A 22,864-nucleotide genomic window follows, 5' to 3' on the forward strand; every position below is an offset into this window, starting at 1 on the left:
GCTCAGCCGCGCCGCGCCGCGACCGCGCGGGCGAGCGCCACGAAGCCCTCCACGGGAATCTCCTCCGCCCGCCGCGTCGGCTCCAGGCCGGCGGCGCTCAGCAGCGCCTGAGCGTCTCCCAGGCCTTTCAGGCTCTGCCGCAGCATCTTGCGGCGCTGACCGAAGGCGGCTTGCGTGACGGCTTCAAGGTCCCGCACGGGGCATGCGAGCGGCGTCGGGCGGGGCGTCAGCCGCACGACCGAGGACGTGACCTTCGGCGGGGGCGTGAAAGCCTGCGGACTCACGTCGAAGGCGATCGACGCTTCGCAGCGCCATCCGCACAGCACGCCGAGCCGGCCATAGGCGTCGTCGCCGGGCTTCGCGACGATCCGCTCGGCGACCTCGCGCTGGAACATCACGACGAGGCCGTCCCACCATGGCGGCCAAGCCTCGGTGGCGACCCAGCCGGTGAGCAGCGGCGTCGCGACATTGTAGGGCAGGTTGGCGATGACCCGCGCCGGACCGTCCCCGGCGAGGCCCTCCATCGCGATCTCGAGCGCGTCGCCCTCGACGATCTCGAGCCGGCCGGGATAGCGGGACGCGATCTCCTCCAGCGCCGCGATGGCGCGGGAGTCCTTCTCGATCGCGACGACCTTCCGGGCGCCTTCCGCGAGCAGCGCGCGCGTGAGGCCTCCGGGACCGGGGCCGACCTCGATCACGGTCACGCCGTCGAGCCGTCCGCCGGCGCGGGCGATGCGGGAGGTGAGGTTGAGGTCGAGCAGGAAGTTCTGCCCGAGCGACTTCTTGGGCGCGAGGTCGTGGCGGCGGATGACGTCGCGGAGCGGCGGCAGATCGTCGATCGGGCTCACGCGAGGGCAGGTTCGCGGGCGAGCCGCGCGGCGAGCTCGATCGCGGCGCGCAGGCTCGCCGGGTCGCCCACTCCCTTGCCCGCGATGTCGAACGCCGTGCCGTGATCGGGCGAGGTCCGCACGAAGGGAAGGCCGAGCGTGACGTTCACCGCGCGGTCGAAGGCGAGCGTCTTCACGGGGATCAGCGCCTGATCGTGATACATCGCGAGCGCCGCGTCGTAGCGCGCGCGGGCGGCGGCGTGGAACATCGTGTCGGCCGGGAGAGGGCCTGTCGCAAGAATGCCGTCGGCCTGCAGGCGGCGCACGGCGGGCGCGACGATCGCGTCATCTTCAGGGCCCAGAACGCCGCTTTCGCCGGCATGCGGATTGAGCCCCGCGACCGCGAGTCGCGGACGCGCGATCCGGAAGCGGCGGCAGAGATCGCGCGCGACGATGCGGCCGGTCTCGACGATGGCGTCTTCGGTCAGGCGGCGCGGAACCTCGGAGAGAGGGATGTGGACCGTGACCGGGGCGACCGCGATCTCCTCGGCCCACAGCAGCATCACCGCGCGCACGGGAGCGCCCCACAGCTCTTCGGCGAGGGCGCCCAGAAACTCGGTGTGCCCGGGATGAGGGAAGCCCGCCTCAACGAGCGGGGCCTTTGCGATCGGCAGCGTGACCAGGGCCGAGCAGCGCCCGCCATGCACCAGTTCGACGCCGCGCTTGATCGCTTCGACGACGGTCTGCGCGTCGCGCGGGTCCGGGCGCCCCGGGGCGGCCAGGCAGGTCGAGCCTACGGGGACGACGGGGAAGCGCTCGTCGAACACGGCGCCGGCGGCTTCGGGCTCCACCTCGGCGATCGGCGCGTCGACGCCGATCGTCTTCGCGCGCGCCGCAAACACCGCGGGGTCGCCGACGGCCGCGAAGGCGGGCAGGTCGCGCGTCCGCCGGTGGGCCCACAGCGCGAGCGCGAGCTCCGGACCGACGCCCGCCGGCTCGCCCATCGAGAGCGCGAGCGGCCGGGCCATGGCCACGGGCCGCGTCACGCGCTCAGCGGTTCTCGATGACCGCGCGCGAGCGGAGCTGCGCGAGATACTTCTCCGCCTGCTCCTGCGCCGCCTTGCTGCCCAGCTCCTCCTGGGCCGCCTGACGGAGCACGCTGTCGTCGGCGATCTCCTTGCGCTCGCAGACCGCGATCATCTCGAAGCCCTGATCGACGCGCTGGGGCTCGGTGAGGCCGCCGATCTTCACCTTGTCGAGGATGTCGGTCAGCTCCTTGCCGAGCGCGCCGGACGAGCGGGTGATCGGCTCCTTGACGGCGACGTCCCGCAGCGCCGCGGCGAACTGGACGGCGCCGTCGCAGCCGGGAAAACGGCCGCGGGCGTTGATCGCCTCCTGCCGGCGCTGCGTGGCCTGCGCCTCGCTCGCGCCCTTCGGCAGCACGAACACCACCTGCCGCAACGTGTACTGCGTCGCCTTGTTGGAGGCCTTGCCGTCGCCGCGGCTGGCCATCTGCGCGATCACGTCGCGCTCCTTGGAGGCGAACTGGGCGGCGAATTTGCGCCGCACGAGCTGCGCCCACACCATCTCGGCGCCGATGCGGCTCTTCAGCGTCTGCGCGCTGACGCCGCGTTGGCCGATCGCCTTGGCGAACTGGTCGGGAGACATCTTGGTGCGCTGAGCGATGGACGCGAAGGCGGCGTCGACCTGGGCGTCGCTGGCGGTCATGCCGTAGCGCTTGGCCTCCATGACCTTGAGCTTCTCGTCGATCAGCTCCTGCTTCGCGGCCGCGACGCTCGCCCCCTTGCCGCCGCCGGACAGCTTCAGCAGCGCGACGCGCGCGGCGACTTCGCTCGACAGGATCGGCTGGCCGTTGACGACCACCGAGATCGACTGCGCGCTCGCAGGCGCGGCCGAGAGGACGGCGAGCGCCGCGGCGGCGGCGAAGGCGGGCAAAAGACGCCGGATACGCGCAGAGGTGAACATGCGACTCCCATCGGTTCGCCGACCGCCCGCGCCAAGCGGACCTCGCGGCCGTTTTTCCGGGTTCTGGCGCCGGTCGTCAACCATATCAGACGATGCGAGCCCGCCGATTTGCGCGGTCCGCCTTCAGTTCGGCTGCTGGGCGAGGAAGGTCTGGTTGGAGCCGAACATGTCGTCGTTGCGGGTCTGCTTCGAGCGCGTCGTGACGGTTCCGCCTCCGAGCGTCCTGAGATCGACGCGCAGCAAGAACTTGTGATCGACCTTGTCCAGCTTGATCGTCTCGGCGCTGTTGTCGATCTCGCGGATGTAGCTGAAGCCGAGCGACAGGCACTGCTGGATGTCGTTGATCCCGAAGCCGACCTGCGTGCGGTCGAACACTTCGCGGTCGAAGTTGTAGCGGGCGCCGCCCTCGACATAGGCGTCCTCGGTCACGAAGATCCGCGCGCCGCCCAGCACCCCCTCGCGGATGTCGTCATAACCCTGCAGCGGCTGCTCGTCGTAGCGGCCGTAGATCAGATTGGCCTGGACCCGCTCGAACGTCGCGCGGCCCTCGACTTCGGCGGAGCGCAGATCGAAGCCGCGGTCGTCGAAGCGGAAGTGGCTGGCGAAGGCGAGATGCTGGTTCGGGACCAGCGTCGCGCCCGCGACATAGTCCGACGAGCGCTCGTCCAGTCCCGAATCCGGGCCGATACGGGTCGGATCGTCGAAGCTCTTGTACGAGTTGCGGCCGAACAGCTGATAGGACTGCCCAGCCAGCATGGTGAAGCTCGCGCCGCTGTCGGCGGTGAAGGTGTACTGCGCCCCGACATTGGCGCGGCTGCCGCCCTCGATCCGGTCGTAGCCTGAGAATTTGTTCCAGGCGAACAGGGTGGTGTCGTCGAAGATCAGGCTCTGCGCGTCCTCGTTCGGAAGTTTTCCGATCCGGCCTTCGTTCGGCCGGAGCAGCAGCTGCGCGATCGGCTCAACCTGGTGCGTGCCGAAGCTCGACTCCGCGATGAAGGGGAAGCGGTATTCGAGGCCGACGCCCGCCATGCCGCGGAACGCCGCGTCCTGGCGGGTGTCGAGGAACGGCCCCATGCGCGGGTCGTCCTTCGGGTCCGTGTAGATCAGGTCGCCGCGGGCGAAGGCGAAGGGCGTCCAGACCTGACCGATCGGATCGATGAACTGCCGGCGCCACTGAACCTCGCCGGACAGGCGGCTGTAGGTTCCGGCCGCGCCGATCAGCGCGTTCTCGGGCCGCGGCTGGAGGCGCGTGCGGTAGCGCGCATAGTCCGACTCGTCGCGGTGGATCGTCGCGGCGTTGATGTCGAACGAGAGTTCGCCGCCGACGACCGGATTCTCGAAGGTGTACTCGTAGTCGAGCACGGGCGCCGCCCAAGGCAGGCGGTCCTGCTGGTCGTAGCGCGTCATGCCATAGAAGGTGTAGCCGCGAAGCTCGAACCAGCTGCGGTCGCCCTGGCCGATGAGATAGAGCGACGACGTCGCGTCGTAGCTTGAGCCCCAGAGGTCGTAGTCGCCGCGCACCCATTTGTCAGAGACGAGGTTCACGTCCCAGCCCCAGGACCATTTCTCATTGATGTCGAAATGGCCCTTGGTCTCGAACGCCCAGCGCTCCTTCTTGTCGCCGGGGCCGATCGAAAGGCCCGCGTCCTGCGGCTTCACGCCGTTGATGAGAAGCGGGACCTTGTCTGAGAACTTGTCCGAATTCGTCTGGCTGATGCCGGCGGCGCGGATCGAATAAGCGCCGTCGATCAGCTCCTGGCGGAACTCGCCCTTCAGCATCACGCCCTGCTTCTGCGTGACGACCGGCGCGAGCGTCAGGTCCGAGCTCGGCGACAGCGCCCAGAAATAAGGAACCTCGACGCTGTAGCCGACGTCGCCGGATCGCGCGAGGCTCGGGGCGAGCACGCCGGATTTGCGCTTCACCGTCGGATCGGGGCTCGAGAAGTAGGGCAGCCAGGCGATCGGCTGACCGAACAGCTCGAACGTGGCGTCCTCGTAGTAGATCATCTTCTCGTCTTCGCGCCAGATGATGCGCTTGGCCTTCACCTGCCACAGAGGAGGCTTCTGCGGGTTCTCCCGGCACGGCTCGCAGGCCGTGTAGACGCCCCGGTCGAACACCGACAGCGTCCCGTTCTCGCGCCGGCCGCGGGCGGCGGCGAAATGCGTGCGGTTCGTCGTCTCGAGCCTGAGAGGCGAGACGAAGCCGTCGCGGAAATCGTCGGTGACGTCGAGCTGGTCGGCGTAGACGATGTTGCCGTCGCGCTCGGTGAGCTTGACGGAGCCCATCGCTTTGACGCGGTTGTTCTTCTGGTCGTAGGCGACCCGGTCGGCCTGCAGCGCGCGGCCCTGGTAGTAGATGTCGACCTTGCCGACGGCGGTCACGACCTCACGATCGTAGTCGTAGACGAGCTCCTTGGCCTCCATGAGCATGTGCTCGTCGGAACCAGCCTTGGCGCTCTTCAGGCGCTTGTCGACGGGGTTGCGCGGCAGCGTCTCGAAGCCGTGCTTTCGCTTCTCTCCGTCGGGGAGGGGCGGCAGGACGTCGTTGCTGTAGACCTGCGCGCTCGTCGGAGCGTGACCGAGCGCGAGCCCGGCCGAACCCAGCAGAGTCGCGAAAAGGAGACGCCGGCCCGCCGAACGCATCGGACGGGAGCGGCGCGGCGCGAGCGTCATCCGTCCTCCCGATACAACACAACCCCCGAAGGAAGCCGTCCTAAACCCGCTGACTGGCGAGCGAAAGACGGTCGGCGCTCCGACCTGCGCGTCCCCAAATCACCGGCGCATGCGGCGCCGCCATAAAGCACGAAGCCGCGCTCCGCGCCAACGCCAAAAGGGCGGCCCTCGCGTTCGACGCCGAGGTGTGGCGCCGGCGTACGATCGGGCGCCGCGAGACTCCTCCGCGGCCCTTCGGCCCGCGCCGCAAAGCCATAGCGCGCGGAGTCTTTACGGGGCGTGACCGAAGCGGCCGTTCTGGCCTGAGGCGCGTGGCCCGGCGCCTTCGGTCCCAGCTCGGGCGTCCTTGGGCCGAACAGCAGCGCCATGCCGTCTTGTCCGAGGCGCGGCCTCCCGGCCGCGCGGATGATCATGCGCTGCAAGTTGAAGACGGCTCGGCGGTCCGTGCAAGCCGGCGTCGGCGCCAGCCGGCCTCCGACCGCTGGAAGGCGGCCTGCGTGTCGTATAGATGAGACACTGAATTTCCGCCTCGCGGTTGCGCGCGTTCGTCCTCGCGCGTCTTCAGCACGAGGCCGTCCACATTCTCCGAGGAGTTCCGCCTGTCATGCCCAAACCCATCGAGTTGACCGCGGCGCCGCTGAAGATCGCGTTCCAGAAGCTTTCCGCCGAGCCGTCGGGAGTGGTGGTCGCGCTGGCCGGCCCGGACCTCGCCTTCGGCGACGCGACGGCGCGCTTTCTGGCGCCGATCGAGCCGGCGATCGCGCGGGCGGCCGCCGCGGAGCGCTTCAAGGCCAAGGCCGGCTCGGGCTTCGAGATGCTTGCCCCGCTGATCACGGATCTCGATCGGCTGGTCGTCGTCGGTCTCGGCGACGGAAAGGAGCCCGTCGACTGGGTGAAGCTCGGCGGGCAGATCCGCGGCCGCGTCCCCGATGCGGCGGAACAGGTCGTGGTCCTGCTCGACGCCGCGTCCGGCGCTCCGGACGCGGAGGCGGCCGCCGATCTCGCTCTCGGCATGCGGCTCCGCAGCTACGTGTTCGAGACCTACAAGACGAAGAAGAAGGACGACGACACGCCGTCGCGGCTTTCCAAGGTCACCATCGCGGTCGCCGACGAGTCCGCCGCCAAGAAGGCCTGGAAGCTGAAGGAAGGCCTCGCCGAGGGCGTCGAGACCGCACGCACCCTGGTCAACGAGCCGCCGAACGTGCTCACCCCGAAGGAGTTCGCCAAACGGGCCCAGGAGCTCGAAGAGCTCGGCGTCGAGGTCGAGGTGCTCGACGACAAGGCGCTGAAGAAGCTCGGCTTCGGCGCGCTGCTCGCGGTCGGCCAGGGGTCCGAGCAGGAGAGCCGCGTCGTGGTGATGCGGTGGAACGGCGCGAAGAACAAGGACGCCCAGCCCATCGCCTTCGTCGGCAAGGGCGTGGTGTTCGACACCGGCGGCATCTCCATCAAGCCGGGCGCCGGCATGGAGGACATGAAGGGCGACATGGCCGGCGCCGCCTGCGTCGTCGGGCTGATGCACGCGCTCGCGAGCCGCAAGGCGAAGGCCAACGTCATCGGCGCGATCGGCTGCGTCGAGAACATGCCGGACGGCAAGGCCTACCGCCCGGGCGACATCCTGACCTCGCTGTCGGGCCAGACCATCGAGGTGATCAACACCGACGCCGAAGGCCGCCTCGTGCTGGCCGACGTGCTCTGGTACGTGCAGGACCGCTTCAAGCCGAAGTTCATGGTGAACCTCGCGACGCTGACGGGCGCCATCCTGGTCGCGCTCGGCGTCGACAACGCCGGCCTGTTCTCGAACGACGACGAGCTATCGGAGAACATCTTCAAGGCGGGCAAGGCGACCGGCGAGCCGGTGTGGCGGATGCCGATGGGCCCGGAATACGACAAGCTGATCGACTCGAAATTCGCCGACATGAAGCAGACCGGCGGCCGCCATGGCGGCTCGATCACCGCCGCCCAGTTCCTGAAGCGCCACGTCAACGGCACCCCCTGGGCGCATCTCGACATCGCCGGCACCGGCATGGGCTCGCCCTCGAGCGACATCAACCGGAGCTGGGGCTCGGGCTGGGGCGTGCGCCTGCTCGACCGCGTGGTGCGGGATTCCTACGAGGGTTAGCCGCCCGGCGTCCCGCGCTCGGTGGGGCGGCGACCCAAGCGGGAGCTCGTCATGGTCCGGCTTGACCGGACCATCACCGTCGGACGTCGGGCTCGACGACGCACATGGGTCCTCCGGTCGAGCCGGAGGACGACGCGTTTGCTTCTGGACGGCCGCGGGGCGATGACCGAGATCTTCTTCTACCACCTTACGCGGCAGCCGCTCGACAGGGCGCTGCCGGCGCTGCTCGAAAAATGCCTCGAGCGGAAGTGGAGGGTCGTCGTGCAGGCTTCGAGCGCGGAACGCGTCTCGGCGCTCGACGACACGCTGTGGACCTCGTCGGACGAGAGCTTTCTCGCCCATTCCGCTGATCCCGACGGACAGGATGAGCCGATCTGGCTGACGACGACCGAGGGCAATCCCAACGGCGCGGCCGTGCGCGTGCTGGTCGACGGCGCCGAGCCGCCGCCCGACCTTGAGGCCTACCAGCGCGCGCTGATCCTGTTTGACGGGCACGACCCGGACGCGCTCGACGCCGCCCGCGCCCAGTGGAAGGCGCTGAAGGCGGCCGGCCACGACTGCGCCTACTGGAAGCAGGCGGATGACGGGCGCTGGACGAAGGCGGGCTGAGGCGGTCTAGCGAACGACGAGCCCGCGCATGCGGACCACCTCGAAATTCCGCCCCTTCACCTGGCGCAGTTCGCTCGTCAGCCGGTCGTTGTTCCAGCGCGGGTCGGGCGCTCCGGAGATGAACCAATCGCTCCCGTTGTCGGCGACGAACATGCCGTAGGTCTTCAGCGCCCGCAGGATCGCCTTGGTCGGGCGGCTGAAGCCGGGCGGGATGCGGTAGCTCGCCTTCAGCCGCACGCGCATGCCCATCGGCGGCAGGTTCGGCGAGGCGTCGCTCGACGCGAAATGGGTCGCGGGCGGCACATAGGCGCGGCGGGTGCGGTCGACGGTGAAGCGCAGCGCGTGGGCGATCACGCCGGCGGCGGCCTCGTCGTAGCGCACGAGGCCCGGAAAGATCGGCAGACCCGCCGCGTCCGCGCTGGTCCAGCCGGGTTCGGCGGTCGGCCGCACCGCGTTGGAGTCGAGGTGGAAGACGGCGCCGCTGTCGGCGTTCCAGCTTCCATCCGGCCGCTTGAACGCGCGGTACAGTTCGTAGAGGCGGTCGTTGTCGCGATCGACCACGAGCACGTGGCGGTCGCCGTCGAACGGCCGGCCGCTCGGCTTGTAGCCTTCGATGCGGGCGTTGGGCGGAATGGGGTAGGGGCCCTTGTCGCTCTGATCGCCATAGGCCGTGAACCGGATTCGCACCTTGGCCCGGGCGCCCGTCACGACGAAATAGGGAATGCCGAGGATCGATCCGTCGTAGGTCCCGCTGCCGAAATCGGGGTGCAGCCCCGTGTCGAGCCCGATCGAGGCGATCAGCGCGCCCGAGCGCGGGTCGACCGGCTGCTTCGAGATGTCGACGTTCCAGGGATTGGTCCTCGGAAACGGAACGGCGCCGTTGAGGCTCGCGCCCTGTCCGAGCGCGGCGCCGGCCATCGCGCCATAGGTCGGCTCCGCCGCCGCGGCGGGAGCGAGCCCCCAGGACAGAGCGAGAACCGCCAGAGAGGGGGCCACGAGGCGCATGCGTCTTCCGTCCGCCATTTCGCTTCCGAAGCCTACGGCGCATCAGGCCGATTGTCTGCCTCCGCCCGGACCGCCGGGCGTCGTCGCATAAGCGTGATCGCCCTCGCTCCGGACGCGCCGCGCTCCATCTTGGCCGCCATGACCCGATCGCGCCGCCTGCTCGCCCCGCTCGCCCTCGTCGCAACCATGCTCGTCGCGCCTCTCGCCGCCGCGCAGGAGGCCCCGCGGCCGAACCCGACGGCGCTGCCGCCGGACGTCGCCGCCAAGCTCAAGGTCGACACCGCCGACGACACGCTGAGTTACACGGCGCGCGTGGAGCAGACGCCGCTCTACGATCCAAAGGGGGAGAAGGTCGCGGAGATCGTCGTCACGAGCTACACGCTCGAGCGGGTCGATCCGAACACGCGGCCGATCACCTACGTCTTCAACGGCGGCCCGGGCGCGTCGTCGGCCTGGCTCAATTTCGGCGGGCTCGGACCGAAACGTCTGCCGTTCGGCAAGGAGGGGAGCGCCCCGTCCGACCTGCCGAACCTGGTCGACAATCACGAGACGTGGCTCGCCTTCACCGACCTGGTCTTCGTCGACCCCGTGGGAACCGGCTACAGCCGCGCCGTCGGCGGATCGGACGAGTCTCGCCGGAGCTTCTACTCCGTCGAGGGCGACGTCGAGACGCTGTCGCGGGTCGTCGCCAAGAACCTCGCGGCTCGGGACCGGCTGAAATCGCCAGTCTATCTCGCCGGCGAATCCTATGGCGGATTCCGCGTTCCGCGCATCGCCCGCGCGCTGCAGACGCGTGACGGGGTCGGCGTGAGGGGGCTGTTGGCGATCTCGCCGGTGCTCGACTTCTCGATCCGCCAGGACGAAGGCGTGTCGCCGCTGCCCTGGGTCAACGCGTTGCCCTCGCTCGCGGCGACGAAGCGCGAGAGCGACGGCAAGCCGGCCGCGCGCTCCGATCTCGCCGAGGTCGAGGCTTACGCGACCGGTCCGTTCCTGGCCGACCTGCTGCGCGGGCCGCGCGACAGGGAGGCCGTCGAGCGGATCTCGTCTCGCGTGGCGGATCTGACGGGCCTCGATCCCGACTTCGTGCGCAGGCTGGGCGGGCGCGTCGACATCCGGAGCTTCGTGCGCGAGATGCGACGCAAGGAGGGCAAGGTCGGCTCGCTCTACGACGCGAACGTCACCGCCTTCGATCCCGACCCTTCGGCCGCGCGATCGAATTTCGACGATCCGGTGCTCGACGGCGCCCGCGCGCCCCTGACCCGCGCCGCGGTCGACTATTACGCCCGCGAGCTCGGCTACAAGGTCGATCGCCGCTACGAGCTGCTCAGCGACGAGGTCAACAGGCAGTGGCGCTGGGGCTCCGGCCAGTCGGCGCCGGAATCCGTCGGCGCGCTGCGCGAAGCGCTCGCGCTCGATCCCAAGCTGCGCGTGATCGTCGCCCATGGCGCGACCGATCTCGTAACGCCCTACATGGAATCCAAGATGGCGCTCGATCAGTTGCCGGCCTTCGGCGACCCGGACCGGGCCAGGCTGCTGGTCTATCCCGGCGGCCACATGTTCTACAGCCGCGACGCCTCGCGGGCGGCGTTCGCAAAGGACGTCAAGGCCTTCTACGACGCCGGGAAATAGCGGCGGAAGCCTCGCCGCCTGCGTGGTTCAGAACGCCCGTCCGCCGACGAGGCCTTCGCGCATCACCACGCGCCGTAGCGGCCCTATCGCGGCGAGCGCGGCGAGACCGAGGCCGCGCGCGGCATGCGCCGGAAGCAGCCGGGTCATCAGCGATCGGTTCAGCAGGTCCGTCGCCGCCGTCCGCGTCCACACGTCGGCGGAGCGCGCGAGCGCGTAGGCCCTGAGCGCGGCGTCGCCGCCGACGTCCCGCCCCGCGGCGCGAGCTTCGGCGACGACTTTGGCGGCGCGCGCGGCGTCGCGAACGCCGAGATTGAGACCCTGCGCGCCGATCGGCGGCAGGATGTGGGCGGCCTCGCCGACGAGCAGCGTCCGGCCGCCTGCGACCCGCGCCGCCGCGCCGACCACGATCGGAAACGAGCCGACCCCGCCTTCGACGGTCATCGCGCCGAGCAGGCGGCCGCTCTTCGCCGTCGCCGCAGCCCCAAGCTCGGCCGGCGTCAGCCCGAGCAGCGCCTCGGCCCGGGCGGGCTTCACGACCCAGACCACGCTCGACCGACGGCCCGGCAGGGGAACGAGCGTGAACGGACCCTCTTCGCCATGGATCTCGGTCGACACGCCCTGATGGTCGCGATCATGGGCGACGGTGAAGGCGAGGGCGGTCTGATCGACCGGACAAGCGCGGAGCGTCAGCCCGGCCGCCTCGCGCATCGCCGACCGCCGGCCGTCCGCCGCGATCACGAGCTTCGTCGTCAGCTCCGAGTCGTCGTCGAGCAGCACCGTGGCGCTGTCCTCGGAGCGTCGCGCGCCGACGGCCTCCCGGGCGACGATTCGGACTGTGGGGCTGGCCGCAAGCGCCGCCGTCAGGGCGTCCACCAGCGCCGCGTTCGGGACGTTCCAGCCGAAGGCCGCGAGCCCCAGCTCGCGTGAGTCGAACATGACCTCGCGCGCGCGGATCAGCCGCCGCCCGCCGTCGACGATCCGCAGCTTCCTGAGCGGCGCGGCGACCGCCTCGAGGCCGCTCCAGACGCCGAGCTCCCTGAGGATCGCGACCGAGCCGTCGAGCAGCGCGGTGGTGCGCGGGTCGCGCCGTGGCGGGGGAGCGACGAGGACGGCGTCGGCACCGGTCCGTCCGACCAGAAGCGCGGCGAGCAGCCCGGCCGGCCCTCCGCCGACCACCGCGACGTCGCACGTCGGAATGTCCATCACGCTGTCATCCGCCAGGAGGTTTCACGCCTCGCATCTAAGCTTCCGAAGCATCTCGCGCAAACCGGCTTCCCGCGGCCCGCGCGCGACGTCATGGTGCACGCATGGTGCCCCGGCTCAGAAGAGGCGCCCGTCCGGGAGTTTTCGTGGCCGAGCCTTTTCCGCCGCCCGTCGAGGCAGGCCCGATGCGGCGCATCGTGGCGTATGGCGTACATCTCTTCACGGCCGCCGGCGCCGGACTTGGCTTCCTCGCGCTGCTCGCGGCGACACGCGGCGAATTTCCCGCAATGTTCGGCTGGCTCGCCGTCGCCCTCGTCGTCGACGGCATCGACGGCAGCTTCGCCCGCAGGGCGCGCGTCCGGGAGTTTGCGCCGGCGTTCTCCGGCGACACGCTCGATCTTGTGGTCGACTACGTGACCTACGTGCTCGTGCCGGCTTACGCGCTGGCCGTTTCCGGCCTGCTTCCCGAGGCGCTCGGGGCGGCGGCCGCCGTGCTCGTATGCGTGACGAGCGCGCTCTATTTCGCCGTCGCGACGATGAAGACGGACGACTGGTACTTCCAGGGCTTCCCGGCCGTGTGGAACGTCGTCGTCTTCTATCTTTTCCTGCTGCAGCCGCCGCCGATGGTCACGCTGTCGGTGGTCGTCGCGCTGTCGGCGCTCACCTTCGCGCCGATCCCCTTCGTCCACCCGTTCCGGGTTCGGCGGCTGCGGCCGCTGACGCTGTCGCTGCTGCTGGTCGGAGCCGCCCTGTCGGTCGTCGCCATCGCCGAAGAGCTTCGACCTGATGGCATCGTGATCGCGGCGCTGTCGGCGATCGGCTTGTATTTCGCAGGCCTCGGGATATTTCGCAGCCGCGATAGCAACAGCGGCGAAAGGCGATGACGAACGATGCTTGAGGTGTTTGCGACTCCCGAAGCCTGGGTCGCTCTGCTCACGCTGACGGCGATGGAAATCGTCCTCGGCATCGACAACGTGGTGTTCATCTCCGTTCTCGTCGCGAAATTGCCTGAGGAACAGGCCAAACGGGCCCGCCAGCTCGGGCTCGCGCTCGCGTTGATCTTCCGCATCGTGCTGCTGTTCGCGCTCACCTGGCTGATGGCGCTGCGCGAGCCGGTCTTCTCCCTGTTCGGCAATGGATTCTCCTGGCGCGACCTGATCCTGATCGCGGGCGGCGGCTTCCTTCTCGTCAAGGCGACGCTCGAGCTGCACAACTCCATCGAGGGCGAAGAGCACGGCTCCGGAAAGGGCGGCGTTCAGAAGGCTTTCGCGATGATCATCGCGCAGATCATCGTCATCGACCTCGTGTTCTCGATCGACTCGATCATCACCGCCATCGGCATGGCGGAGGACATCGAGGTCATGGTCGTCGCCGTCGTCATCGCGGTGGCGGTGATGTATCTGTCCTCCGGCCCGATCTCGGACTTCGTGGCGAAGCACCCGACCACCAAGGTTCTGGCTCTCGCCTTCCTGCTGCTGATCGGCATGGTGCTGGTGGCGGACGGCTTCGGCTTCCACGTCCCGAAGGGCTACATCTACGCCGCCATGGCGTTCTCGCTGGTCGTGGAGATCCTGAACGTGACCGCCAAGAACCGACGCCTGAAGCTCGCCCAGGCCGCGGGCGTGGAGGACGCGCCCGCCCGTCCGTCGGATCGGACGACGTCATGATCGAACGGGGCCAAGCGCTCGTGGTCGCCGGCGGCGAACCATGAGGTCGATGGACCCGCGCGCTCGGAGGCTATGCGCGGCGCTCGTCCTGGGCGTCGCGGTGGCCGGGCCGGCGGCCGCGCAGGAGCCGGACGCCGCCTGGGTGCAGAACCGCAGCGATCCGACGACCTGCGCGGAGTTCGACAACGTCTACTACACCTTCGCCAACCCGAAGGTCCGCTCCTTCCGGATCGACGTCAGCGCGCCGGTCTATCTCGACGACCTCAAGACCGACAGCACCGGGCCGGACTTCGCCAATTGCGAGGCGATGAAGGACGATCCCAAGCATAGGTTCACGCCGAAGAAGCGGACGCTCTACGAGGACGCGGACACCCGCATCGTCGGCCACACCTACGGAGAGTCCTGGCGGGCGCACGGCGCCGAGGTGGTGATCGGCGACACGGACGAGGACGACCTGCATTTGATCCAGCTGTTCCAGAAGTTCGACGGCAAATGGATCGAATATCTCGTTGTCTATCCGTTCGACGGCTACTGGCGGGCGAAGCCGCTGCCGCCCGATCGGTTTCCGGACGCGGCCTATGGCACCTCCTTCCTGGTCGGGCCGATCGAGACGCAGCATCGGCCGATCGTCGACATCTCGCGCCTCGAGATCGATCCCAAGACGCTGACGTTCCGGATGACCTACGCCAAGGGCGGCACGGGCGTGCTGAAGGTCGCCAAGGTCGACGCCAAACGGGTCGTGCTCGACGTTTCGCTCGACGGGCTGCCGGCGGGCGACCCGCCGCCGCCATTCGCCGGCATCCGCTCGATGTTCGTGACGCCGACCAACGCCGACGCCGCGCGGATCAACTGGCGGACGGACGCGGGGCTCTACAATCAGCCGATCATGGACTTCCAAGGCGCCAACGCGCACGAGGTCCGGTTCGACCGGATCGAGCTCTCGAAGCACAACACCAGCGCGCCCGACGTCACCTTCCGCAACTTCGTGACGGCCCCCGAGCCTTCGCGCTGACGGGCCGGCGTTGCGGCGGCGCATCCGGCGAGAGCATCTCGCGCCCCTGTCGCCGAGGCCGTGCTCCCGCTAGATCAGGGCGACGACAGCGGCGGCGGCGCCCCGCGACAGAGGAGACGGCACGATGGCGAAGGCGATCCGCGTCAACCAGACCGGCGGTCCTGAGGTTCTGAGCTTCGAGGACGTCGACGTCCCGGCGCCGGGCAAGGGCGAGGCGGCGATCCGCCAGACGGCGATCGGCGTCAATTTCATCGACGTCTATTATCGCACGGGGATCTATGTCGCGACGCCGCCCTTCACGCTCGGCATGGAGGGCGCCGGGGTCGTCACCGCGATCGGGGAGGGCGTCACCGAGGTCGCGGTCGGCGACCGCGTGGCCTACGCCGACTCGCCGATGGGCTCCTACGCCACCGAGCGGGTCTTTCCCGCGGCGAAGCTCGTGAAGATTCCCGCCGGCGTCAGCGAAGAGACCGCCGCGGCGGCGATGCTCAAGGGCATGACCGCGCAGTATCTGCTCCGCCGGACCTTCAGGGTGGGCCCCGAGCACGTGATCCTGTTCCACGCGGCGGCTGGCGGCGTCGGCCAGATCGCCTGCCAATGGGCGGCGCATCTCGGCGCCACCGTCATCGGCACGGCCGGCGGGCCGGAGAAGGTCGCGCTGGCCAAGACCAAGGGCTGCGCGCACGTCATCGACTACAAGACCGAGAACTTCGTCGAGCGCGTTCGAGAGATCACCGGCGGCAAGGGCGTCGACGTCGTCTACGATTCGGTCGGCAAGGACGCGTTTCCGGGATCGCTCGACTGTCTGAAGCAACGCGGCATGTGGGTGAGCTTCGGACAGTCGTCGGGCGCCGTCCCCGATTTCCCGGTCGCGCTGCTCGGCAAGAAGGGCTCGCTGTTCGCGACCCGCGCCAGCCTGTTCCATCACATCGGGACCCGGCCGGAACTTGTGGCCACGGCTGAGGATCTGTTCGACGTCATCGCCTCCGGCGTCGTGACGATCGACGTCAACCACAGCTTTCCCCTCGCGGAGGCGGCGGAGGCTCATCGCGCTCTCGAGGGTCGCAAGACCACAGGCTCGACGATCCTCATTCCCTGAGCCGGGGCCCGCGCGAGACAAGTCTCGCGCGCCTGCCCTATGATCGCGCCCAAGGCGAAACAGCGTCCGGACCTGCATGCCGACCTTCCGCACCACACGTCGCGTGCCGCACACGGCCGACGAGATGTTCGACCTCGTCGCAGACGTGGAGAAGTATCCGCTGTTCCTGCCGCTCTGCGAGGCGCTGCGCATTCGCCGGCGCGAGGAGCGCGACAGCCGTCCCGTGTTCGTCGCGGACATGACGATCGCCTACAAGATCATCCGCGAGACCTTCACGAGCCGGGTGACGCTCGACCGCGAAGGGCGCACGATCCTCGTCGAATATCTCGACGGCCCGTTCAGCCATCTGGAGAACCGGTGGACCTTCAAGCCCCTGGAGCATGGGGCCGAGATCCAGTTTTTCATCGACTGGGAGCTTCGCAGCCGCACGCTCGCGATGGTGGTGGGCTCGGTGTTCGAGCGGGTGTTCCGCCGCTATGCGGAAGCCTTCGAGCGCCGAGCCGACGCCGTCTACGGCGAGAAGCCGGCGCTCGCGTGAGCGCCCGGCGCGGGTGGCCGAAATGACCGCGCGCCGCCCCGACGAGGCGGGACTGATCGCCCGCTACTTCCGGCCGCTCGCGACAGCCCCCGGCGCCGCGATGCTGCTCGACGACGCCGCCACGCTGCCGCACGCCTATGGCTGCGAACTCGTGGTCACGACGGACGCGCTCATCGCGGGCGAGCATTTCTTCGCCGAGGATCCGCCGGACGCGATCGCCCGCAAGGCGCTTCGGGTCAATCTCTCGGACCTCGCCGCGAAGGCCGCCCGGCCCGTGGGCTATCTCGTCACTTTGGCGCTGACGGACGACTGGGAGCCGGACTGGCTCGACAGCTTCGCCGAGGGCCTCGCGATCGACCAGGAGGAGTTCGGCCTCAGCCTGTTCGGCGGCGACACGGTGCGGACGCCGGGGCCGTTCTTCGTCTCGATCACGGCGTTCGGACATGCGCCCGAGGGTCAGGCGCCGCGCCGGACAGGGGCTGCGCCCGGCCAGCGGATCTACGTCACCGGCACGATCGGCGACGCGGCGCTCGGGTTGAAGCTGCGTCAGGACGAACGTCTGGAGCTCGCGTGGGATCTCAGGCGGGCCGAGAAGGAGCGGCTGCTCGACCGCTATCTTCTGCCCGAGCCGAGGCTCGCTCTGATCGAGGCGGTCGCGACCTACGCCGCAGCCTCCATGGACGTCTCCGACGGGCTGGTGGGCGACGCCGAAAAGCTCGCCGGCGCTTCCAAGGTCGCGCTCGCGATCGACGCGGCCCGGGTTCCGCTGTCGGACGCGGCGCGACGCGCCGTCGAGTCCGATCCGTCGGCCTTCGCGATCGCGGTGACAGGCGGCGACGACTACGAGCTCCTCCTCACCGTCGATCCCGACGACGCCGAAGGCTTCGAGGCCGAGGCCGCCGCCGTCTCCGTCGCCGTGACGGACATCGGCGTCGTGATCGAGGGGGAGGGCGTCACGATCGAACGCCAGGGCCGCGCCGTCCCCCTCGGTCGGACGAGCTTCAGTCATTTCTGAGCGGCGCGAGCCTGTGTCCCTCCCGCAACGCCCGGCCCTAAAGCGGGCGTCGAAGCGATTGAATAGCCTTCGGGCGCCACGCAAGATGACGCGCAATCGAATCATGGCCTTTTTTTCGGCCGCAGGTTCCGAGCCGTAACGAATCGAAAAAACCAGCCAGGCGGAGCCGCTATGCGACCCACTCTCAAGTCTCTCGCCGCGGCCGCGGCCGGGGCGGCCGCGACGATCCTCCTCGTCGGCGCGGCCGAAGCCGCGAGTTGTGGCAACACCGCCGAGGGCTTCGACGCCTGGGTGCAGGAGTTCCAGCAGGAGGCCGTCTCGAAGGGCATCTCGCAGCGCACGGCCTCGGCCGCGCTCGCGAATGTCAGCTACGACCGGAGCCTGATCGCCTACGACCGCACGCAGCGGCCGTTCAAGCTGAGCTTCGAGCAGTTCGTCGCGAAGCGCGCCCCGGCCTCGCTCATCAGCCAGGCGCGGTCCCGCATCCAGAAGAACAGGGCGCTGTTCGATCGGGTCGAAGCCAAATACGGCGTTCCCGCGCCGATCATCGCGACGATCTGGGGCATGGAGACCGCGTTCGGCGCGATCCAGGGCCGGAAGAACGTGTTCAACGGGCTCGCCACGCTCGCCTTCGACTGCCGCCGCACCGACATGTTCCAGGGCGAGCTGATCGCCGCGATGACCCTGGTCGATCGCGGCGACCTGACGATGGGCGAGATGCGCGGCGCCGAGCATGGCGAGATCGGCCAGGCGCAGTTCCTGCCGTCGTCCTATCTCAAATACGCGGTCGACGGCGACGGCGACGGCCGCGCGGACATGGTGCGTTCGTCGGCCGACACGATCGCGTCGATCGGCAATTATCTCAGGGCGCATGGCTGGCGGGCCGGCGGCGGCTGGGAGGAGGGCTCGGCCAACTACGCCGTGCTGAGCGAGTGGAACCGCGCGAGCGTCTATCAGCGGGCGATCGCCTACGCCGCGACCAAGATCGAACAGGGTCTGTAAGCCCATCGCGGCGCAAGCCGGGAACCGGAGCTGCCGACGGCGCGCCCCTGGGGCGCGCCGTTTTTGCTTCCGTGGATCCTTGGGCGAAAAGCCCAGCGTCCTCGTACGATTGTCGCTGCGCCTGCGTCCTGCTGCATTGCGGACGCCCCGCCGTTCTGGCAGCTTCCCCTCCGACCTGCCGGTCGACAGGGTGAACGACGCCCAAAACACTGAAAAAGAGAGCCGCGGCCAAGCAGCCGGACAGGCTCCATGCGCGTGGAAACTGGAAACGTCCTAAGGAAAAGCTTCAATGGCGCTGTTTCTGATCGTGTTGCTCGGCCTGCTGTCCGTCGTGTACGGAGTCTGGGCCACCAAATCGCTGATGGAGGCGGACGCCGGCAACGCCCGCATGCAGGAGATCGCGGCCGCGATCGCCGAGGGGGCGCAGGCCTATCTCAAGCGCCAGTACACGACGATCGGCATCGTCGGCGTCGTGATCTTCCTGCTCGTCACCTATTTTCTGTCGATCGCGGTCGGCATCGGCTTTCTGATCGGCGCGGTGCTGTCCGCCGCCGCCGGCTTCATCGGCATGAACGTCTCGGTGCGCGCCAATGTGCGCACGGCGCAGGCCGCCACGAAGTCGCTGGCGGCTGGTCTCGAGATCGCGTTCAAGTCCGGCGCCGTGACCGGCATGCTGGTCGCAGGCCTCGCCCTGCTTGGCGTCGCGATCTACTACGCGGTCCTGACCGGCATGCTCGGCTACCAGTCGGGCGACCGCGTGGTGGTCGACGCCCTGGTCGCGCTCGGCTTCGGGGCGTCCCTGATCTCGATCTTCGCGCGACTCGGCGGCGGCATCTTCACCAAGGGCGCGGACGTCGGCGGCGACCTCGTCGGCAAGGTCGAGGCCGGCATCCCCGAGGACGATCCGCGCAACCCCGCGACCATCGCCGACAATGTCGGCGACAATGTCGGCGACTGCGCCGGCATGGCCGCGGACCTGTTCGAGACCTACGCCGTGACGGTGGTCGCCACGATGGTGCTGGCGTCGATCTTCTTCGCCGGCGACGCCGCCCTCGGCAGCCTCATCCTGTATCCGCTCGGCATCTGCGCGATCTGCATCGTGACCTCGATCGCCGGCACCTTCTTCGTGAAGCTGCCGGCGAGCCAGTCGATCATGGGCGCGCTCTACCGCGGCTTCGGCGTCTCCGCCGCGCTGTCGCTGGTCGGCATCGCCATCGTCACCGCTCTGCAGGTCGGCTTCACGACCGAGTACACGACCTCGACCGGCGTCACCTTCACCGGCTGGGACCTCTATCTCTGCGCGGTCGTCGGCCTCGTCATCACCGGGCTGATTATCGTCATCACCGAGTACTACACGGGGACGAACTACCGCCCGGTGAAGTCGATCGCGGCCGCCTCCGTCACCGGCCACGGCACCAACGTCATCCAGGGTCTCGCGATCTCGCTCGAGGCGACGGCGGCTCCGGCGCTGGTGATCATCGCCGGCATCATCGTGACCTATTCGCTCGCCGGCCTGTTCGGCATCGCGATCGCGGTCACCGCCATGCTCGCGCTGGCGGGCTTCGTCGTGGCGCTCGACGCCTTCGGCCCGGTGACCGACAACGCCGGCGGCATCGCCGAGATGGCCGGCCTGCCTGCGGACGTCCGCGCCTCCACCGACGCGCTCGACGCGGTCGGCAACACCACCAAGGCGGTCACCAAGGGCTACGCGATCGGCTCCGCCGGCCTCGGGGCCCTGGTGCTGTTCGCGGCCTACACCTCCGATCTCAACCACTTCATCGCCAACGCCGCGCAGTACCCGTACTTCGCAGACGTGAAGCTCGATTTCGCGCTGACCAACCCCTACGTAGTCGTGGGCCTGCTGTTCGGCGGGATGCTGCCCTTCCTGTTCGGGGCGATGGGCATGACGGCCGTCGGCCGCTGCGCCGGTTCGATCGTCGAAGAGGTGCGCCGCCAGTTCCGCGAGAAGCCGGGCATCATGGAAGGCAAGGACCGGCCGGACTACGGCCGCGCCGTCGACATCCTGACCAAGGCGGCGATCAAGGAGATGATCGTCCCCTCGCTGCTGCCGGTGCTGTCGCCGGTCGTCGGCTACTTCGTGATTCTCGCGGTCGCCGGCAAAGGCGAGGCGTTCTCCGCTCTCGGCGCGATGCTGCTCGGCGTGATCGTCACCGGCCTGTTCGTCGCCCTGTCGATGACCTCCGGCGGCGGCGCCTGGGACAACGCGAAGAAGTACATCGAAGACGGCCACCACGGCGGCAAGGGCTCCGAGGCGCACAAGGCGGCGGTGACCGGCGACACCGTCGGCGATCCCTACAAGGACACCGCCGGCCCAGCCGTCAATCCGATGATCAAGATCACGAACATCGTCGCTCTGCTGCTGCTCGCCATCCTGGCGCATTCCGGGGGCTAACGACCTGAGCCTGCGGGCCGCCCCTCGGTCGGGCGGCCCGCAGGACACGCCTCGACCGGCTCGGGACGTCGGGCCAACAGTAGAGCTCTAAGAGAAGGGCCGGCCGGACGCGGCGGGCAAACACGACCGCTTCAGACGCGGCCGCTTGCGGCGTCAGCGCTCAACCGGACCGCCCGCCGCTTGCCACGCCTTGAAGCCGCCGGCGACATGCGCCACCGGCTGAAGCCCCATGGACTGGGCGGCGTCGGCGGCCAGCGCGGAGCGCCAGCCGCTGCCGCAGAAGAACACGAAGGTGCGATCTTCAGCGAAGACGGGCTTGTGGTAGGGGCTTTCGGGATCGATCCAAAACTCGAGCATCCCGCGGGGACAGTGGAACGCACCGGGGATTCGGCCGTCGCGCTCCAGCTCGCGGGGATCGCGCAGATCGACCATAGTGACGCCGTCGCGCGCGGCGAACTCGATCGCCGTCTCCGGCGTGAGCGCGCGCACGCGCCGCTCGGCCTCGGCCAGCAGAGTCTTATAGCCTCGGGTGATGATCTGCGGCACGGACCGGTCGGGTCCGGCTCAGCCGCGGCTGACGCCGCCCTGCGCGTTCGCGCCGCGAAGCCGCCGCATGAAGCGCCGCAGGCGCGAGCCGGCGTAACGCTTGGCGACCGCGATCGACGCGCGCAGCGCAGGCAGCGGGCTGTTCGGGTGTCCTGCGATGCGTCCGCCCGCGTTTCGCCAGGAGGTGAGGCCGCCACGGAGCGCCAGCGCGCCATGAAGGCCGAGCGCTCGTGCGCGACGCGCGGCGGCGAGAGGCGCCGTGTTCGGGCCGCCGTAGAACACGAAGGTCACGCCCGGCTCGAACAGCCGCGTGTGCAGCGGGCTCGCCGGATCGATCAGGCTCGCGAACTCGCCCGGAGGGCAGTGCAGCGACCCCTCGATCCAACCGTTGGCGTCGACCATCTCCCAATCCCGGAGATCGACGAAGACGGCCTTCTTGCGTCGCCACAGCGCGAGCGCCTCGCGCGCTTCGATGGCCATGGCCGTCGGGCGTCGGACTTTCGGCTCCGCGCGCGGAAAGGCGGGCGCAGTCATCGGCGAAAAGCGGGGAAGGGTGGAGGTCGACGCCATGATTGGGCAGTTCCTGAACAACGGTAGTGAACAAACGTAAAACTGAGCAAACCGTTCCGAATGCGGCGGCAGAGCCTCACGTTTTCGTGAGGGCGGGGACGTCGACATTGTCGATGAGGCGCACCGCGCCGAGACGGGCGGCGACCAGAATGCGCCCGGAGCGGGGCCCGTGTTCACGCAAGGGCGCCAGCGTTTGGGCGTCACGAAGCTCGAGGTAGTCGATCGCGAAGCCCGCCGCCTCGATCCGCCGCCGCGCGTCCGAGAGAGCCTCCTCCACCTCCCTGCCGCCCGCCATCGCGGAGGACGCGTCGGCGAGAGCGGCGTGGAGCGCCGGAGCGCGTCTTCGCTCTTCGGCGCTGAGATAGACATTACGGGACGACATCGCCAGCCCGTCGGCTTCGCGCACCGTGCTCCCTGCGACGATTTCGACGGGCAAGGCGAGGTCGCGGACGAGCCGGCGCACCACCGCGAGCTGCTGGTAGTCCTTCTCGCCGAACACCGCGACGTCGGGCGCGCACTGGATGAGCAGTTTGGCGACCACCGTCGCGACGCCCGCGAAGAAATGCGGCCGCGCGACGCTCTCGAGCCCTTCCGCCGGTCCGCCGACCGTGACGGTGGTCGCCGCGCCGTCGGGATACATCTCGGCGACCGTTGGCGCGTAGACCAGCGCGACGGACGTGTCGGCCAGCTTGCCGCGATCGCTGTCGAGATCCCGCGGATAGGTATCGAGATCCTCATGGGGCGCGAACTGCGTGGGATTCACGAAGATCGAGACCACGACGCGCTCCGCCCGGCGCGCGGCCTCGGCGATCAGCGAAAGATGTCCCGCGTGCAGAGCCCCCATGGTCGGAACCATCGCTACGGAACGGCCGGCCGCCCGCCAGCCGGCGATCCGGGCGCGCGCATCCTCGACGGTCGAGACGACGGGGAGGTCGGACATGGCGGAGGCTC

20 protein-coding genes are annotated in these 22,864 nt (G+C 69.3%); 11 read left to right on the plus strand and 9 right to left on the minus strand.

Going from position 1 to position 22,864, the window contains the following annotated elements:
- Nucleotides 1-2: 2 nt before the first annotated feature.
- The 4 genes from rsmA to ACO2RJ_RS03055 all read right to left on the minus strand — a co-directional run bounded on the left by rsmA (nt 3) and on the right by ACO2RJ_RS03055 (nt 5,486).
- The gene (rsmA, locus tag ACO2RJ_RS03040) at nt 3-848 is read right to left on the minus strand and encodes a 16S rRNA (adenine(1518)-N(6)/adenine(1519)-N(6))-dimethyltransferase RsmA (protein WP_423266526.1); all 846 of its coding nucleotides are present in this window, start codon (nt 846-848) and stop codon (nt 3-5) included.
- Entirely contained in the window at nt 845-1,855 is a 1,011-nt protein-coding gene (gene pdxA, locus ACO2RJ_RS03045; protein WP_423266527.1) for a 4-hydroxythreonine-4-phosphate dehydrogenase PdxA, read from the minus strand. The genes rsmA and pdxA overlap by 4 nt, the downstream gene beginning before the upstream one ends.
- A gap of 22 nt (nt 1,856-1,877) precedes the next feature.
- Nucleotides 1,878-2,813, minus strand: coding sequence for a SurA N-terminal domain-containing protein (locus tag ACO2RJ_RS03050; protein WP_423266528.1), 936 nt, complete (start codon nt 2,811-2,813; stop codon nt 1,878-1,880).
- 123 nt (nt 2,814-2,936) lie between these two features.
- Nucleotides 2,937-5,486: an LPS-assembly protein LptD gene (locus tag ACO2RJ_RS03055; RefSeq protein ID WP_423266529.1), complete on the minus strand. Its 2,550-nt coding sequence runs from the start codon at nt 5,484-5,486 to the stop codon at nt 2,937-2,939.
- 604 nt (nt 5,487-6,090) lie between these two features.
- Here ACO2RJ_RS03055 and ACO2RJ_RS03060 point away from each other — a divergent pair.
- Together ACO2RJ_RS03060 and ACO2RJ_RS03065 are read left to right on the plus strand one after the other, a co-directional pair.
- The gene (locus ACO2RJ_RS03060; protein WP_423266530.1) at nt 6,091-7,605 is read left to right on the plus strand and encodes a leucyl aminopeptidase; all 1,515 of its coding nucleotides are present in this window, start codon (nt 6,091-6,093) and stop codon (nt 7,603-7,605) included.
- 162 nt (nt 7,606-7,767) lie between these two features.
- Nucleotides 7,768-8,214, plus strand: coding sequence for a DNA polymerase III subunit chi (locus tag ACO2RJ_RS03065; protein WP_423266531.1), 447 nt, complete (start codon nt 7,768-7,770; stop codon nt 8,212-8,214).
- A 6-nt stretch (nt 8,215-8,220) separates the two neighbouring features.
- On the opposite strand, the gene ACO2RJ_RS03070 is transcribed toward ACO2RJ_RS03065, so the two are convergent.
- Nucleotides 8,221-9,219: a hypothetical protein gene (locus tag ACO2RJ_RS03070; protein WP_423266532.1), complete on the minus strand. Its 999-nt coding sequence runs from the start codon at nt 9,217-9,219 to the stop codon at nt 8,221-8,223.
- A 93-nt stretch (nt 9,220-9,312) separates the two neighbouring features.
- Between ACO2RJ_RS03070 and ACO2RJ_RS03075 the strand changes: the two genes are divergently transcribed.
- Nucleotides 9,313-10,848, plus strand: a complete 1,536-nt coding sequence (locus tag ACO2RJ_RS03075; protein WP_423266533.1) for a S10 family peptidase — start codon at nt 9,313-9,315, stop codon at nt 10,846-10,848.
- A gap of 27 nt (nt 10,849-10,875) precedes the next feature.
- On the opposite strand, the gene ACO2RJ_RS03080 is transcribed toward ACO2RJ_RS03075, so the two are convergent.
- Entirely contained in the window at nt 10,876-12,051 is a 1,176-nt protein-coding gene (locus ACO2RJ_RS03080; RefSeq protein WP_423266534.1) for a UbiH/UbiF family hydroxylase, read from the minus strand.
- A 146-nt stretch (nt 12,052-12,197) separates the two neighbouring features.
- Here ACO2RJ_RS03080 and ACO2RJ_RS03085 point away from each other — a divergent pair, with 146 nt between their 5' ends.
- The 8 genes from ACO2RJ_RS03085 to ACO2RJ_RS03120 all read left to right on the plus strand — a co-directional run bounded on the left by ACO2RJ_RS03085 (nt 12,198) and on the right by ACO2RJ_RS03120 (nt 20,797).
- Entirely contained in the window at nt 12,198-12,935 is a 738-nt protein-coding gene (locus tag ACO2RJ_RS03085) for a CDP-alcohol phosphatidyltransferase family protein (RefSeq protein ID WP_423266535.1), read from the plus strand.
- Between the two features lie 6 nt (nt 12,936-12,941).
- A complete protein-coding gene (locus ACO2RJ_RS03090) occupies nt 12,942-13,718 on the plus strand; it encodes a TerC family protein (RefSeq protein WP_423266536.1) in 777 nt (258 codons plus the stop codon).
- Nucleotides 13,719-13,767: 49 nt separating this feature from the next.
- A complete protein-coding gene (locus ACO2RJ_RS03095) occupies nt 13,768-14,730 on the plus strand; it encodes a hypothetical protein (protein WP_423266537.1) in 963 nt (320 codons plus the stop codon).
- A gap of 124 nt (nt 14,731-14,854) precedes the next feature.
- Entirely contained in the window at nt 14,855-15,829 is a 975-nt protein-coding gene (locus ACO2RJ_RS03100; RefSeq protein WP_423266538.1) for a quinone oxidoreductase family protein, read from the plus strand.
- Between the two features lie 76 nt (nt 15,830-15,905).
- On the plus strand, nt 15,906-16,367 hold the full coding sequence (locus tag ACO2RJ_RS03105) for a type II toxin-antitoxin system RatA family toxin (protein ID WP_423266540.1): 462 nt from the start codon (nt 15,906-15,908) through the stop codon (nt 16,365-16,367).
- Nucleotides 16,368-16,389: 22 nt separating this feature from the next.
- Complete coding sequence (thiL, locus tag ACO2RJ_RS03110) at nt 16,390-17,382, plus strand: thiamine-phosphate kinase (protein ID WP_423266541.1); 993 nt, start codon at nt 16,390-16,392, stop codon at nt 17,380-17,382.
- A gap of 171 nt (nt 17,383-17,553) precedes the next feature.
- Nucleotides 17,554-18,384, plus strand: a complete 831-nt coding sequence (locus tag ACO2RJ_RS03115) for a lytic murein transglycosylase (protein WP_423266542.1) — start codon at nt 17,554-17,556, stop codon at nt 18,382-18,384.
- Nucleotides 18,385-18,673: 289 nt separating this feature from the next.
- On the plus strand, nt 18,674-20,797 hold the full coding sequence (locus ACO2RJ_RS03120; RefSeq protein ID WP_423266543.1) for a sodium-translocating pyrophosphatase: 2,124 nt from the start codon (nt 18,674-18,676) through the stop codon (nt 20,795-20,797).
- 153 nt (nt 20,798-20,950) lie between these two features.
- Here ACO2RJ_RS03120 and ACO2RJ_RS03125 read toward each other — a convergent pair whose 3' ends face one another.
- The 3 genes from ACO2RJ_RS03125 to panC form a co-directional block, all read right to left on the minus strand.
- Entirely contained in the window at nt 20,951-21,343 is a 393-nt protein-coding gene (locus ACO2RJ_RS03125) for a rhodanese-like domain-containing protein (RefSeq protein WP_423266544.1), read from the minus strand.
- 18 nt (nt 21,344-21,361) lie between these two features.
- Nucleotides 21,362-21,823, minus strand: a complete 462-nt coding sequence (locus tag ACO2RJ_RS03130) for a rhodanese-like domain-containing protein (protein ID WP_423266545.1) — start codon at nt 21,821-21,823, stop codon at nt 21,362-21,364.
- Nucleotides 21,824-21,989: 166 nt separating this feature from the next.
- Entirely contained in the window at nt 21,990-22,853 is an 864-nt protein-coding gene (gene panC / locus ACO2RJ_RS03135; protein ID WP_423266546.1) for a pantoate--beta-alanine ligase, read from the minus strand.
- Nucleotides 22,854-22,864: the final 11 nt, after the last annotated feature.

The organism is Hansschlegelia sp. KR7-227, assembly GCF_049446035.1.
GTDB lineage: Bacteria > Pseudomonadota > Alphaproteobacteria > Rhizobiales > Methylopilaceae > Methylopila.

Coding starts and splice junctions, on each gene's coding strand:
- ACO2RJ_RS03095 (WP_423266537.1), top strand. CDS start 13,768: ATGGACCCGCGCGCTCGGAGGCTATGCGCGGCGCTCGTCCTGGGCGTC.
- thiL (WP_423266541.1), top strand. CDS start 16,390: ATGACCGCGCGCCGCCCCGACGAGGCGGGACTGATCGCCCGCTACTTC.
- ACO2RJ_RS03115 (WP_423266542.1), top strand. CDS start 17,554: ATGCGACCCACTCTCAAGTCTCTCGCCGCGGCCGCGGCCGGGGCGGCC.
- ACO2RJ_RS03055 (WP_423266529.1), bottom strand. CDS start 5,486: ATGACGCTCGCGCCGCGCCGCTCCCGTCCGATGCGTTCGGCGGGCCGG.
- ACO2RJ_RS03065 (WP_423266531.1), top strand. CDS start 7,768: ATGACCGAGATCTTCTTCTACCACCTTACGCGGCAGCCGCTCGACAGG.
- ACO2RJ_RS03060 (WP_423266530.1), top strand. CDS start 6,091: ATGCCCAAACCCATCGAGTTGACCGCGGCGCCGCTGAAGATCGCGTTC.
- ACO2RJ_RS03130 (WP_423266545.1), bottom strand. CDS start 21,823: ATGGCCATCGAAGCGCGCGAGGCGCTCGCGCTGTGGCGACGCAAGAAG.
- ACO2RJ_RS03120 (WP_423266543.1), top strand. CDS start 18,674: ATGGCGCTGTTTCTGATCGTGTTGCTCGGCCTGCTGTCCGTCGTGTAC.
- pdxA (WP_423266527.1), bottom strand. CDS start 1,855: ATGGCCCGGCCGCTCGCGCTCTCGATGGGCGAGCCGGCGGGCGTCGGT.
- ACO2RJ_RS03090 (WP_423266536.1), top strand. CDS start 12,942: ATGCTTGAGGTGTTTGCGACTCCCGAAGCCTGGGTCGCTCTGCTCACG.
- ACO2RJ_RS03070 (WP_423266532.1), bottom strand. CDS start 9,219: ATGCGCCTCGTGGCCCCCTCTCTGGCGGTTCTCGCTCTGTCCTGGGGG.
- ACO2RJ_RS03050 (WP_423266528.1), bottom strand. CDS start 2,813: ATGTTCACCTCTGCGCGTATCCGGCGTCTTTTGCCCGCCTTCGCCGCC.
- ACO2RJ_RS03105 (WP_423266540.1), top strand. CDS start 15,906: ATGCCGACCTTCCGCACCACACGTCGCGTGCCGCACACGGCCGACGAG.
- panC (WP_423266546.1), bottom strand. CDS start 22,853: ATGTCCGACCTCCCCGTCGTCTCGACCGTCGAGGATGCGCGCGCCCGG.
- ACO2RJ_RS03100 (WP_423266538.1), top strand. CDS start 14,855: ATGGCGAAGGCGATCCGCGTCAACCAGACCGGCGGTCCTGAGGTTCTG.
- ACO2RJ_RS03080 (WP_423266534.1), bottom strand. CDS start 12,051: ATGGACATTCCGACGTGCGACGTCGCGGTGGTCGGCGGAGGGCCGGCC.